12 protein-coding genes are annotated in these 14175 nt (G+C 37.4%); 5 read left to right on the top strand and 7 right to left on the bottom strand.

Translation table 11 applies throughout. The annotated features are described in order from the left end of the window. Positions 1 to 27: 27 nt before the first annotated feature. From B9Y84_RS11210 to B9Y84_RS20620, 6 genes are all read right to left on the bottom strand, one after another. The gene (locus B9Y84_RS11210) at positions 28 to 1374 is read right to left on the bottom strand and encodes a dihydrolipoyl dehydrogenase family protein (RefSeq protein ID WP_085517245.1); all 1347 of its coding nucleotides are present in this window, start codon (positions 1372 to 1374) and stop codon (positions 28 to 30) included. Between the two features lie 2 nt (positions 1375 to 1376). After that, complete coding sequence (gene merTP, locus B9Y84_RS11205; RefSeq protein WP_085517243.1) at positions 1377 to 2009, bottom strand: mercuric transport protein MerTP; 633 nt, start codon at positions 2007 to 2009, stop codon at positions 1377 to 1379. Next, positions 2006 to 2383 (bottom strand): ArsR/SmtB family transcription factor, encoded by a 378-nt coding sequence (locus B9Y84_RS11200; protein ID WP_041650451.1) that lies wholly within the window; start codon positions 2381 to 2383, stop codon positions 2006 to 2008. Before B9Y84_RS11200 ends, merTP begins: the two co-directional genes overlap by 4 nt. A 542-nt stretch (positions 2384 to 2925) precedes the next feature. Continuing rightward, positions 2926 to 3849 carry a hypothetical protein gene (locus tag B9Y84_RS11195; protein WP_085517242.1) on the bottom strand — a complete coding sequence of 308 codons (924 nt, stop codon included), beginning with the start codon at positions 3847 to 3849 and terminating at the stop codon, positions 2926 to 2928. A gap of 20 nt (positions 3850 to 3869) precedes the next feature. Continuing rightward, positions 3870 to 4907, bottom strand: a complete 1038-nt coding sequence (locus B9Y84_RS11190; protein WP_013453363.1) for a virulence RhuM family protein — start codon at positions 4905 to 4907, stop codon at positions 3870 to 3872. Between the two features lie 2 nt (positions 4908 to 4909). Next, entirely contained in the window at positions 4910 to 5071 is a 162-nt protein-coding gene (locus B9Y84_RS20620; RefSeq protein WP_176223776.1) for a hypothetical protein, read from the bottom strand. A gap of 258 nt (positions 5072 to 5329) precedes the next feature. Between B9Y84_RS20620 and B9Y84_RS11185 the strand changes: the two genes are divergently transcribed. Next, positions 5330 to 6013, top strand: coding sequence for an ankyrin repeat domain-containing protein (locus tag B9Y84_RS11185; protein ID WP_085517240.1), 684 nt, complete (start codon positions 5330 to 5332; stop codon positions 6011 to 6013). A 62-nt stretch (positions 6014 to 6075) separates the two neighbouring features. Here B9Y84_RS11185 and B9Y84_RS11180 read toward each other — a convergent pair whose 3' ends face one another. Continuing rightward, complete coding sequence (locus tag B9Y84_RS11180; protein ID WP_085517238.1) at positions 6076 to 6543, bottom strand: DUF1905 domain-containing protein; 468 nt, start codon at positions 6541 to 6543, stop codon at positions 6076 to 6078. A 487-nt stretch (positions 6544 to 7030) separates the two neighbouring features. Here B9Y84_RS11180 and B9Y84_RS11170 point away from each other — a divergent pair, with 487 nt between their 5' ends. The 4 genes from B9Y84_RS11170 (at position 7031) to B9Y84_RS11155 (ending at position 14175) form a co-directional block, all read left to right on the top strand. Beyond that, complete coding sequence (locus B9Y84_RS11170) at positions 7031 to 7378, top strand: DUF6660 family protein (RefSeq protein ID WP_085517234.1); 348 nt, start codon at positions 7031 to 7033, stop codon at positions 7376 to 7378. A gap of 296 nt (positions 7379 to 7674) precedes the next feature. Continuing rightward, positions 7675 to 12081, top strand: coding sequence for a CusA/CzcA family heavy metal efflux RND transporter (locus tag B9Y84_RS11165; RefSeq protein WP_085517231.1), 4407 nt, complete (start codon positions 7675 to 7677; stop codon positions 12079 to 12081). Between the two features lie 35 nt (positions 12082 to 12116). Continuing rightward, positions 12117 to 13325, top strand: a complete 1209-nt coding sequence (locus tag B9Y84_RS11160) for an efflux RND transporter periplasmic adaptor subunit (RefSeq protein ID WP_085517230.1) — start codon at positions 12117 to 12119, stop codon at positions 13323 to 13325. A 58-nt stretch (positions 13326 to 13383) separates the two neighbouring features. Further along, positions 13384 to 14175 carry a cation efflux transmembrane domain-containing protein gene (locus B9Y84_RS11155; RefSeq protein WP_085517228.1) on the top strand — a complete coding sequence of 264 codons (792 nt, stop codon included), beginning with the start codon at positions 13384 to 13386 and terminating at the stop codon, positions 14173 to 14175.

The raw sequence follows: 14175 nt of genomic DNA, 5'->3' as shown, positions 1-14175 counted from the left end.
CGAATTCTATTTTTATGATTTTAATATTTAGACCATGTACACTATATCCGAACTTGCTGAGGGATAGGTAAGGATCATGGTTTTTATGTCTTTTGAAGTCAGGCCTCCTTTAATGGCCATGGCAAAAAGATTAATCACTTCTTCTGCATGGGATCCTGTAAGGTGTGCACCCAAAATTTTACCACTATCTTTTTCGATAAGCGTTTTAAAGGCATATGTTTTTTCATTGAGCCTTTTGGCTGTAAACCAATTAGGAACACTATTCTTTTTAACAATGAAATCCAATCCCATTTGGTTGGCTTCCTCTTCAGATAGTCCTACTGATGCCATTGCTGGTGAGGTAAAGACCACAGTTGGTATAGCACTGTAATCAGGCTTTTTGCTATTTTCTTTTAAAATGTTGGACGCCACAATATGACCCTCCATCACGGCCACAGGAGTAAGAGGCTTGCCATCAGTAGCAGCGGCATCTCCGGCAACATATACATTTGGGTTTGATGTACTTTGCAGATATTCGTTTGCGACTATTCCTTTTTGAGTGAACTTCACATTGCCTTTATCTAAATCAAGGTCAAAAATAGCAGGCAGCCTTCCTGCTGAATTAATTACCACTTCAGCTTCCCAGTTCTTTTCATTACCATCAGGATTTGCAGCAATCTTATATCCAGCTTTTGATTTTTCGATTTTGCTGACCTCTGTGTTAAGTATTAACTCTATATCTAATTCTTCCGTGGTTTTAGTAATTTGGTCCACAATAAAAGGATCAAAATTTTCCAGAGGTTTTTCTCCTCTGTGAATAATAGTCACCTTACTGCCATAGCGAGCAGCCATGTGGGCGAATTCAAAAGCTATATAGCCGCCACCTATAAATATTAGAGATTTAGGAAGGTTTTCGAAGTTTAAAAAGTCGGTACTAGTGAGTGCCAGGTCTCCACCGGGAAAATTAAGCTGACGGGCTTTCGCTCCTGTGGCAATCACAATTTTATCTGCTTCAATGATTTCTTTCCCTATCTGAAGGTGGTTTTCTTTGATGAAGCGAGCAGAAGAGTGAAAGGTGTCAACCCCGTTCTTCTCATAGCCTTCTTCCAATTTAGCAGGCATGATTTCCACAAATTCCTGTTTGCTTTTCATGGCGTCTTTCCAAGAAATTTCAGGAATACCAGATATATCTTTATCCGCCAGATTAGTGGCAAGATGCTTTAATTCCGTAGCTGCCAGCATAATTTTCTTCGGATCGCAACCGCGCAAAGCGCAAGTACCACCATAAGGTAATTCATCCGTTATGCCTACTTTCAATCCTTTAGAGGCACAGCGATTGGCGATATTCATCCCTGCCATGCCAGAGCCAATTACAAATAAATCGTATTTCTTCATAATTATTTCTGACTGATTACTTTATAGCCTGTGCCGTTTATGGCTGCCTTAATTTCTTCACTAGTTACTTTTGATTGATCATATTTTACCATAGCATCAGCATCTTCGTAACTCGCATCTACTTCCACTATACCGTTTAGTTTATTAACATCATTCTCTACATGCGAAGCACAGCCATTACAGGTCATCCCCTTGATTTCGAAAGTGGTAGTTTGCAGATTATCAGTTTCTACCACAATAGTCTGTTTTTGATCTTGTGAAGGATAAAACATATCAGCATACAGAGGAAAAGCCATCATCACCACCGCAAAAACCGTTACAATTCCCAGAAACTTCTTGCTTTGCCAAAAATTGGGTTTTTCGTCCTCTTCACAAGCACAAGCTATTTCCTCTTCCGTTCTGGGTTTCAATTTTTGATACCAGGCAAAAGCTAAAACCAGTATGGTCAGTGCTATTAGATATGGTCTCAAAGGATCTAACCACGAAAATGTGGAAGCAATCCCAGATGCACCTGAAACCAGGGCTAAAACCGGGGTGATACAGCATATTGATGCTGCAATTGCAGATACTAATCCTGCCCCTAAAAGTTTTTTGTTATTATTGGATTCAATACTTGAGTTTTCCTGCGTAGTCATATCATTTCTTTTTTGTCACCAACTGTGATTTCCTGAAACAAGGGTTTTAGAAGCTCTAAATGTTCTTCATTAATTGCATAAAAAATGGTTTGACCGCTTCGTTTTCCTGTGATGATATTCCGGTCTTTCATTTTTCGGATGTGCTGAGATATTGCAGGAATACTCATTCCCAAAATATCGGAAAGATCACAGGGGCATAATTGGCCTTCTTGTTCTAAAAGGTAAAGTATTTTCAGTCTGACCTCATTACCGGCTAAATTCAGGATGCTACTCAGCTTACCGAATGATTCTTTGTTTTCTTCGAGATTTTCTTTGCATTGCTGAATTTGTACTTCATCAGCCAATACCCTTATACATGATTGATTTTTATCCATAGTAACATTAATTGTTCTTCCATAACGCATGCAAGTTAATGAAGTTCATTATTTAAGCAAATACTTAAATACAGTATTTTGATATAAGGCATATTGTAGCTATTCAATATTATTGACCGAATTAAGGTAGTTTGGGCACAATCACCACGCTTGCCAAGGGAGGGAATTGAGTTGATTTCTGCATCAATTTAATGATAGAACGCTTTAGTGATTTTATGCAAAAAGTATTGAAAAGCGATAATGAATGCATAAAAATACTATTTAAAATTGATGGTGTTCCATTGTTAGTTCTATCTCAAAAAGCCCCTTCCTTAATCCTTCCCCAAAAGGTAAGGAGATTGAAAGGCTGGTGCGTTTGATTTAATTTTTTACCACCCTGGGTAATTTACAGGTTTTTGAAATGATGGGCACAAGCGGACAAGGTTGCCTTCTTGACTAAACTGTGCTTAACGGTAAACGTGGAATTTAGATTATACTATTTTGAATAGGTAACCGGTACTAGTTGGGAGCTTCAGTTTGTTTTTTACTTTGAACTTGATAAATCATAAGTTCTCACTGCCTTTTGATAATAAGTATTTAAAATCTTCATTTGGTAAGATTTTAGAAACTATGAAAGAAGCTGTTTCCTTATTGATGATTTCTGATAAGGTGAGATCAAATATTTTTCCTTTCACCAATTGCTTCCAATTTTTCTGGTTTAAGGTCTTACTTAGTGCATTGAGTTCTTCTAATTCATTAAATAGTATTTCTTGACCAAGGCCCAGTATTTTGAGTTCTTTTATTACTTCATCAATGGAATTTTTACTTTGCTTAACTTTTTTTCTTTCTCTGGATCGTTGCCATCTACCTAGTTGCAATTCTCCTTTAATGGTAATTTGGTATGATTTATAATCGTTTGTTATGAAAGAAGACTTTAAAAGCTCTTGAATAATTTCTTTTAATTCATCATCACCTCTAGGGAGAGTAATTCCATTTCCTGCTAAAATCCACTGGACAGAATTTAGATTATTTCCTTTTAGATTATTTAATTTGAAAAGTATCAGATAAAGAATATCTTCAATATTAGGGTTTTCAATGTCAATTAAAGGCTCTCTTTTCAGAATGACATCTAAGTGAGGAAGTATCGATGAGAATTGATCTAAAAATTCTATCCTGTTATTTAAGGTTCTATTGATGTTATTACATTTATCTTGAAAAGTATCTTCTTTGCCTATATAGTGCCACCCTATAAATTTGTCAATGCCATAAGATTCATAATTATTCCATAACCAACTATCCTGATCAGAAAATGATTTGGTAAAAATAGTCTGCAATTGTTCATCTAAAGTATTTCTTTTCTCGATAGCATTTCTTAATCCCCGGTCACTTCTAATTTCCTTTTTGTATAACTCCTTTAAATGGTCAATCACAGGTGCTATTGATTCATTGAAATCTTGAAGGGATGATTTGATTCGAATATTTTGCATTTCCTCAGGTGTTTTACATGCTATTTATTCCGTTTTTTGGTGATGCGTTTTACCTCTTTATCGAAGTCAGATTCGAAATTTTTATCTTGGTCTACTCTGAATTTCTGGTATTCTTTTTCTGCTAGTTGTTTGGCTATCTGTGCTGAGATTTTACCGGCATCCTTTAAAACTTTGTAATCATTAAATTGTAAAAAGCCATCCAGTTTGCTTATCCAATCGCTCATTTTCATAGGGTTTTGTCTTTCTGCCTGAAGCTCAGCAAAATCTAAATACATGGTGACTATACGGTTGAGGTCTTTGAGTTCTTTTTCTTCTAAGTAATTCTTGGCTACTACTATATCGGTTTTAAGTACTTTTCCTTTTGGTGCGCTTTTCCAGGTGGTTAAGCCCATATGCGGTTTTTTAGCATCCGCTCTTTCTTTAATAATTTCAGCTGCGGTATGACCCGTAATAGCCCAATGGAGTTTGTTTTGCACTGTTTTGAAGAATGTCTGCGAGATTTCTGCTTTAGGATCGTAATCAATGCTACATTGAGCATAGATATCGGTGATTTTTTGGTAGAATCTTCTTTCACTTGCTCGAATCTCCCGAATTCGTTCTAGCAGCTCATCGAAGTAATCTTTACCAAATTGGGCAGAACCTTGTTTTAAACGTTCGTCATCCATAGCAAAGCCTTTGATAATGAATTCACGTAAAACTTTGGTTGCCCAAATACGGAATTGTGTACCACGCTGTGACTTTACTCGGTAACCCACAGAAATGATGACATCCAAGTTATAATACCTTACGGTGTTTTCTTGTGTTTTCCCTTTGATAGCGCCATGCGGACTGGTAGTTCGGAAATCCCGAACTACCACTTTCTCATCCAGTTCACCTTCTTCAAATACATTACTAATATGCTCCGATATTGTAGATTTGGCTTTTTCGAATAGCTCTTGCATACCTTTTTGGGTAAGCCAAACGGTTTCATCTTGTAATAAGACATCTACCTTTACTTCTCCCGCCTGAGAAACGTAGAGGAGGAATTCACTTTGGTTTGGGTTAAGGTTGTTGCTCATTTTTAATTTAATTCAAGGTCTTTCGTTTGGTCGTTAATCCAAGCTGAGGCTGCATTTTCATCTTGTTCTATTGCCATTTCTACTGCTTTTTTAGCTACTTCTAAAAGGTGTTCGAATTGCTTTTTGAGTTTGAAGCTTTCATTGATTTTATCTCTTATTTTCAATTGAGTGTTGGCATTTAAAATTAATTGATATGACTAAATCCTGAAATTACTCATTTCAAATATATGAATTTTATATGAAGGCTAAACCTTTAGGTTTAGTCTTAATGTTGATAATTGTATAAGTTTGTATAATTCAATAAAGTATTAAAACTAACTCGATTCATTTTCGAAAATCAAGAGAGCAAATCAGCACAATATGACTTTGGTTCAGCACTGAATGATAAACTCTATGAGAATTTAAAGAGAGGTCCAGGCTTTATGGAAAGGATAAAACCTTTGATTGCCCAAGGAGCTGATATTAATGCCCGGAATGCAGATAAGGAAACTATTTTTCAGGCTACTGCGAGCTACTATAGTAAATTGGATCATGATGTAATACGCTATTTAGTGAATGAAGCGGGAGCGGATATTAATACCCATGATGATGAGTATGTTATCAGTTTGTATTCCCTGGCATTAAGTGAAGATCCTGAGCGGTTAAAACTATTCCTGGAATTTGGTGCCAATCCTAATACCATAACACCTAACACTTTCCAGACTGTTGTAGATGATATTGAATCACTTCATTATTCAGCCTATGAAGTTTTTGAGAATAAGGAAGAATCTTTACTGGAGGCAATTGAAATCTTAAAATCTTATGGAGCAAAAAGCGCTCATGAATTATTTACCACTGAGCCAAAGGAATATCTTGCTGTGAATATGTTTTATCCTACATTTTTGGTCTCTAAATATGGGCAAATGCATGTGGAGGATTTGACTAGTGATCCTACTGTTTTAAAAGCGTTTGAGGAGTTAGAAAGGCTCAAAAAACAGTATGAAAATATTGGTGATAATAAAGAGCAATTAGCGTTTTATAAAGGGATTGTAGGGAATCATGTTCGGAAGATTAACGGGTTATTGGAGGGGTTGGATGTTTTGAAGGAGGTGGAGGTTGTAAAATGAGGGATTATGAATTTGATTTAGGTACTTAAATATCCTATTAAAGCAAATCAAATGGAGTCTGCTTAATTATTATTTTTACTCAGTTGGTCAATATATTTCAAAATCATTTTTACTTGCTTGTCTTCTGATTTCAAAGGAATTATTTTCCCGATAATTTCATTTCTTTCTTCTTCTGGCATTTTTTTAAATGCTGTCAATACACCTGAATCTTTGAAAGTTTCTAAAACTTCCTTTTCGGTAATTTGCTCGCTGGAAGTTTGTAAATAGAGGGTTACTTTTACTGTGTCGCCACCGCTTTTATTGATTGCTTTTCTAATGGTGCTATTTATAGAAATGAGTTTATCCTGATCTCCTATTTTTGCTAAGTTATGACTCTCTATTTTATAGTCGTCAATTGTCCCTGAAACCTTCATAGAGCCCCACTTCCCCACTATGTGTTTTGTGTTCGGAATTTGAATATGGTAAGTCCAAGCGCCTTTTCCTGGTTGATATTTTAATTCAAGTTTTTCGTCTTTAACTAATTGCTCCATTTTGTTGCGATTTATTTTGTAGGCTACTAAGCAAAAGCTAGGTAATTTAAGGTGTTATCAGAAAATCACAGGTAATCAACCTTAAATCAGACATCATTGTTTTTGCACGCCATTTATTCGTTAGAATTGAAGAATGTTCAAGTTAATGGTACCGATTGAGATGGATTTCGGCTATTGGACTAGCTCGCATCTAATGGCTGGAAATCTATACTTAATCTTTCTCCCGAGGAGGAGACTGAGTAAGGGGTGTGAGTTTATCCCCACTTTAAGGGATATTTTGAGAATTGATTATATAGAAGTTAGACAGCTTGTTCCAGAGGAGATTAAAAGTTCAGTTTAAAATTTACCAATGCGTTTTGTTTCGCAGGAAGCTCGATTAGGAGAAGTTAAATTTTTAATATGTTAAGAGTGATTTATCATAAACGGCTTTGATTTCGGTTTACAAATATTTTTGATTTGCCTAGTTGCATAAATGCAATAGCCTTGCATGGATTTAATCTCTACCTTTGCTTTCGTGAAAGTTTTATGCTACATATTGAGTATTTATTTGATTGCGCTTTGCGGGATACCCTGCTCTGATGCTAAATCAATAAATAATGATCAAGAAATCACTTCTTATCGTGATTTGGCAAATGAAAATCAAAGCCACGAGCATAATCAAGAAGAGGATGCTTGTTCACCGCTCTGTGTATGTCATTGCTGCCATCTCCATTTCTTTCCTATAACAGAAATTCCATTTTCACATCCTGATCTATTATCAGGTTCTTATTCTCTCTATTATCAGGATTTCAGGACTATTGAAATTTTTGACTTCCTAAAACCTCCTCGTCTATAAAGCTTTATTCAACAGGACAGGTGCGCCCTTTTGGCAATGATTGGTATTTAGAAATTGCTAAGGAGTACTACTATACTGATTGAATGAGCAATTCCAAGAAGCCTTAACAGCTGGAAGATTCTTTTATTCTTTCAGCCTGAGGAAAATCTAAATGATTCATTAAAAATTGAAGGAAATAAACACCTCATCAAGCTTTAAGTAGGTATTGATGATGTCTATTGAGTTGGTCTCTAAGATGACCATTCAAATTAGATTGTGTCCATTTTCCTCTTTTTAAATAACTAATTAAAAGTCTTATGATTAATAAAATCATTTCTTTTTCTATAAAGAATAAATTTATTGTGGGTCTGCTCACTATGGCACTCATAGGAGTTGGAACATACTCCATGTACACGGTCAATTTGGGTTCTGTACCCGATATTACCAATAATCAGGTGCAAGTGATGACCGTTTCGCCTAATCTAGCCACGGAGGATATAGAACAGTTTGTGACTTACCCTGTGGAATTGGCTATGGGTAACTTGCCGGGAGTCAATGAAATTAGGTCAGTTTCACGGTTTGGCCTCTCGGTTGTAACCATCGTATTTGAGGATGATATGGGTACTTATTTGCCCAGGCAATTAGTACAAGAAAAGCTCAACGACTTACAGGAAACCATCCCTGATAAATTTGGAAGCCCAAGTATGGGGCCGATAACAACAGGCTTGGGTCAAATTTACGAATATACTATTCAGCCTGAGGAGGGCTATGACTCGGTATATTCCCCAATGGAGCTTCGAAGTATACAAGATTGGATCGTAAAAAGGCAATTGACCTTACTGAAGGGAGTAGTTGATATTAATTCTTTTGGCGGGTATATCAAGCAATATGAAGTAGCCATTAATCCTGAAAAGCTTAATGCCATGAACGTAAGTATTTCTCAAGTTTATGAGGCACTGGCTAGAAATAATGTTAATACGGGAGGCGCCTACATAGAGAAAAACCACATGTCTAACTTCATACGAGGAGAAGGTTTAATTAGATCATTAGATGATATCCGTAAGATATCGGTGAAGACAGAAAACGGTATTCCTATCACTATTGCGGATATAGCGGAAAAAGTGCATTTCGGAAATCAAGTGCGCTATGGAGCTTTTACCCAGGATGGAAAAGAAGCAGTTGGTGGCATTATCATGATGCTCAAAGGAGCTAACCCAAATAAGGTCATACAGGATGTGAAAGACCGTATGGAAGAAGTGGAAAAATCGCTTCCTGAAGGTTTAAGCATTAATACGATTATCGACAGAAGTGATTTGATTTCAAGAACCACTGATACGGTTAAAACCAATTTGATTGAGGGAGCTTTAATTGTGATTTTTGCCTTGGTATTGCTTTTAGGTAGTTTACGAGGTGGTATTATCACCGCTACTACTATTCCGCTTTCGCTTCTATTTGCTTTTATACTAATGAAGCAATTTGGTGTTTGGGCTAATCTTATGAGTTTAGGAGCCATTGATTTTGGGATTATCATTGATGGAGCTGTCATCATTATTGAAGGAACTGTTTATCAAGTACAAAAGCGGATTAGGTCTGGTAAAGCAAAATTTAATCAGGGCATGATGGATGATTTGGCTTATGATGCAGGTAGCACTATGATGGGTTCCGCATTTTTTGGTCAAATCATTATATTGATTGTTTTTGCTCCTATTTTATTTCTCACAGGAGTAGAAGGTAAAATGTTTCAGCCCATGGCTTACACCTTTGGCTTCGCCATGATAGGGGCTATTCTACTATGCTTGACTTATGTTCCGATGATGTCGGCCTTACTGATGAAGCCCATTCAGAATAAAAAGAATTGGTTTGGCAGATTTGAGCGAGGCTTAGAAAAGGTGAGCGATAAAATCATAAGCGCCATTCATAATGCTTACCTCCCTTTATTGAATGGAGCTTTACGCTTCAAAATGCTGGTTATCATCTTTGCCATTGCTTTACTGGGGGTGGCAGGTTATACATTTTCCAAAATGGGAGGCGAATTTGTACCTCAGTTGGATGAAGGGGATATTGCCATGCAGGCATTAGTTCGCCCTGGGAGTTCGCTTAGTGAATCGAAGAAGGTTTCGGTTAAAATAGAGGAACTCTTGCTCGAAAATTTCCCTGAGATTAAAACCGTTACTGCTCGAATTGGAGTGGCAGATATACCAACAGACCCCATGCCAATGGACATAGCCGATATGTATTTAATATTGGAAAAAGATAAAGATCAATGGGTTTCCGCTAAGACAAAAAATGAATTGATAGCGAAAATCAAGGAAAAGCTCGAAACGCATCTTACAGGTGTGAATTTTGTTTTTACACAGCCGGTAGAGCTGCGATTCAACGAATTACTAGAGGGGGTACGGGAAGATATTGCCGTTAAATTATATGGTGATGATTTAGATATTCTTGCTAAGAAGGTACAGGAAATGGCTGAAATTATTGAGACTGTGCCGGGTGCCGGAGATGTTAATCCTGAGCGGACATCAGGCTTACCTCAAATGACAGTGCGCTATAATCGCGATAAGATTGCGCAATATGGATTGGACATTCAAAAGCTGAATGAATATGTAAGCTCAGCCTTTGCTGGAGGAGTAGCGGGGGTGATTTTTGAAGGAGAAAAGCGTTTCGATTTAGTCATTCGATTTGATGAAGCCTACAGGCAAGGTATAGAGGATTTACAGACCCTGTATATAGATTTGCCAGACGGTACGCAAGTACCCATTAAAGAGGTAGCAGACATTAGTTATGTGCCAGGACCCATGCAGATTTCACGCGATGACACTTATAGGAGAACTTATGTGGGCGTCAATACAAGAGGCAGAGATGTTGAATCTGTAGTGAAAGACATTCAAGCTAAGCTGGATGCCGAGCTTGACTTACCTCCCGGGTATTATATAAGCTATGGCGGTGAATTTGAAAATCTGGAGCGGGCAAAAAGTCGTTTGATGATTGTTGTACCCATAGCACTCTTCTTAATATTTGTACTGTTATACTTTGCTTTAAAATCTTTCTCGCAATCCATTATGATTTATATCGCTATTCCACTAGCTGCAATTGGGGGTGTTTTTGCTCTTTGGCTGCGAGATATGCCCTTCAGTATTTCAGCAGGGGTAGGCTTTATCGTACTATTTGGGGTAGCCGTTTTGAATGGGTTGGTATTAATCAATCGGTTCAATTCATTGAAAGAAGAAGGTGTTACAAGTATTAGAGAACGAATTTTAACAGGAACCAAAGAACGAATCAGACCAATTATGCTTACTGCAACAACCGATATTTTTGGATTTTTACCGATGGCATTTTCTGCCTCCGCAGGAGCTGAAGTACAGCGGCCTTTGGCCACAGTAGTCATTGGAGGGATGCTTACTGCCACGATGCTTACGCTGGTAGTATTGCCAGTGCTTTACACTTTTGTTGAAGGAAGAATTGACAGGAGAAAAGGACTAAGATCACCAAGTGTCAATGTTATTATTATACTGATCATTTGTGGAGGATTATTTGGTTTGTCAAGCTCAGGCCATGCACAAGGTGTTCAGCAAGATTCGTTTGCTGAAATCACTTTAGATGAGGCTAAGAAAAAGGCGGTCGAGAATTATCCTAGAATCAAATCGGCAAAACTGGAAATTGAAAAGCAACAAGTACTAAAGAAAACAGCTTGGGATTTGGGGAATACTCAGATTTTCACAGGAAGAGAAGAAGCGGGCAATGGTTCTAATGGAGTGTACACAAGCATTGGCTTTCAACAGCAAAATATTGATGTTTTTGGTGTCGCCTCTAAGCGAAACCTTCAAAAGGAACAGGTGGTATTAGCAGAAAAAGCACTTGGGCTATCCATTATTGAGCTGGAGCGCGAAGTAAGTACTGCCTGGGGAATGCTTTATGTAGCAAAAAATAAGTTTGAAGTTTACGATAAACTTGATTCTGTTTTTAGGGATATAGAGAGAGCAGCTAAAATCAGATTGGAAACAGAAGCTACTTCTAAGTTAGAATTTTTAGCAACAGCCAATCAGGCCAACAAAGTACATATTGAAAGAGAGCAAGCCTACAGAGACTACCTAAGTGCCCTGCAACGACTGAATCTGTGGTTTGCTAATGACAGCTTATTCACCGTAGCAGATATTCCATCAGAACAATTAGAAGATCCCCTAAATTTTGTGGCAGATTCTCTAAGAAGTCATCCATTATTGGATATTTCGGCACAAGAAGTTGAAGTGGCAGATGCCATCATAAGGGAGAGGCGGTCACAGTTTCTGCCGAAGTTGCAAGGGCAATATGGCAGACAGGAAATTGCAGGCCAGTCTGGGTTTTATACCTATCAGGTAGGTATTAAAATTCCTTTATTTTTTGCACCTGAACTAGGTAGGTCGCAGTCTGCTAAAATTCAAAAGGATATTGCTAAGCAAAATTATAAAGAGACTCAATTGAAATTGAACAATGAATACAATCGTGTTAGAGCGCAGTATCTGAAATGGTACGATTCCTGGAAATATTACCGTGAAGAGGCCTTGCCACTTGCTATCGAACAGCGGAAAGGTGCTATTGCAGCCTACAGAGAAGGAGCTATTGACTATGTTTCTTTTCTACAAAATGTAAAAGATGCTATCAGTGTAGAAGTGGATTCTTGGAATGCCTTTGGCCAGTACTTAGAAAGTCGCTATCAATTAGAATATTATTTAAAAACATCAAAATAAGTCATAAAATCATCAGATTTATAAAACATAAAGCAATGAAAAATCAAATTATATATATTCTGGTATTCTTCTTTTTTGGAACAGTAATTACAGCTTGTGGCAGTAAATCAACTGGAATAGAAAATAATACGAAGGATAAATCAGCAGAAGAGGCTGGACATAAAGAAGCAGGAATGTCTGTTTTACATCTTTCCAATCTTAAGTTTGAAAGCCTAGGGATAAAGGTGGATTCCCTGCCTAGCCGCAACCTATCTGGAATTGTGGAGGCAAATGGACATTTAGAAGTTCCTCCACAGCATGAAGCTACCGTTACTGGCATATTAGGAGCCAATGTAACAAGTATAAAAGTGATTGAAGGAGATAAGGTTAAAAAAGGTGAAGTATTGGCTTTTTTGTCACACCCTAATCTCAGCAATCTTCAAAGTAACTATATACAAGCTTATAGTCAATTCCAGTATCTTGAGAAAGAGATGCAAAGACAAAAGCGCCTTTATGAGGAGGAAGTAGGCTCAGGAAAGGATTACCAGGAGACCTTAGCAAATTACCAAGCAAAACAAGGAGAAATGAAGGGTTATGAAGCTCAATTGAAACAATTAAGTTTAAACATAAGAAGAATTCAGGCTGGTGAAATTTATCAGTATGTACCTGTTGTCAGTCCTATAAATGGGTACATAGAAAAAGTCAAAGTTCAGATCGGCCAATATGTTGAGCCTCAAACTGAAATGTTCATGATTGTGAATACAGAACATGTTCATGCGGATTTGATGGTGTTTGAAAAGGATGTTCATAAAGTGGAGGTAGGCCAACAAATGAAATTCTCGGTTGCTTCAGTGCCAGGTGCAAATTTGACTGCTAAAATTTATTCTGTGGGAAAGAAATTTGAGCAGAACCCAAAAGCGGTACATGTTCATGCAGAAATTGAGCAGAAGGAAAATTTTTTAATCCCCGGTATGTATATTAATGCTAGAATTGAAACTAGTATTAAGCAAGCCATAGCATTACCAGAGGAAGCCATTATTGAAGAAGATGGAAAGCCTTATATTTTCCTTGCAGAAGAGCTTCAAAAAGACGGTGAAACGGAATGGACTTTTCAAGCTGTGGAAATACGAACTGGGTTGAAGGCAGATGGATGGGTTGAGATAAAACTTCTGGAGCCACTTCCAGCAGGGGCGCTAGTCGCATGGAGTGATGCTTACTATTTGATTTCAGAGATGAATAAAAGTAAGGCTTCTCATGGACATTAGATTGAATTTCAAAATTTTCAGAACATGCGGTTTTGTATCAGTTAATATTTAACAAAATATGAATAAGAGCACTTTTAAAATACATAAAATGGATTGCGCCTCTGAGGAACAGATGATTCGAATGAAACTAGAAAGTTTAGAAGAGGTTAAGCAGCTTGAATTTGATATTCCCCATCGACAATTGCAGGTATATCATAGTGCTGAAATTGATGGCATTCAAAACGCCCTAGCCGAACTTCAACTGAATGAAAAATTAGTAAACACCCAAGAAGCAGACTTGCCAGGAATTGTTGATCATCGGCAGCAGAGAAAAGTACTTTGGTGGGTGTTAGGAATAAATTTAGTCTTTTTTGTAATTGAGATGACTACAGGCTGGATTTCAAGCTCTATGGGCTTAGTTGCTGATTCCTTGGACATGCTAGCAGACTCTATTGTTTATGGGCTTAGTTTATTGGCAGTTGGTGCTGCTGTTGCTAGGAAAAAGAAAGTGGCAAAAATAAGTGGCTATTTTCAAATGGGCTTGGCTCTTTTAGGTTTTTTGGAGGTATTGAGAAGATTTTTTACTGAAAGTGGAACACCTTTGTTTCACTGGATGATTATAATTTCAATCCTAGCCCTAGCAGGAAATTTAGTGACACTCTGGCTAATCAATAAAGCAAAAAGTAATGAGGCTCACATGCAAGCGAGTAGCATTTTCACCTCTAATGATATAATTGTGAATGGCGGTGTGATTTTGGCGGGTGTACTGGTGTATTTATTAGAGAGTAAATGGCCAGATTTAGTAATTGGTGGAATAGTTTTCGCCTTTGTGATTCGAGGCGCAATAAGAATCTTAAATCTTTCAAAATAA

It is taken from the genome of Marivirga sericea, assembly GCF_900177665.1.
GTDB classification, from domain to species: domain Bacteria; phylum Bacteroidota; class Bacteroidia; order Cytophagales; family Cyclobacteriaceae; genus Marivirga; species Marivirga sericea.
The sequence above is the reverse complement of the archived record's forward strand: the minus strand, read 5'-3'. Positions and strand labels throughout refer to the sequence as shown.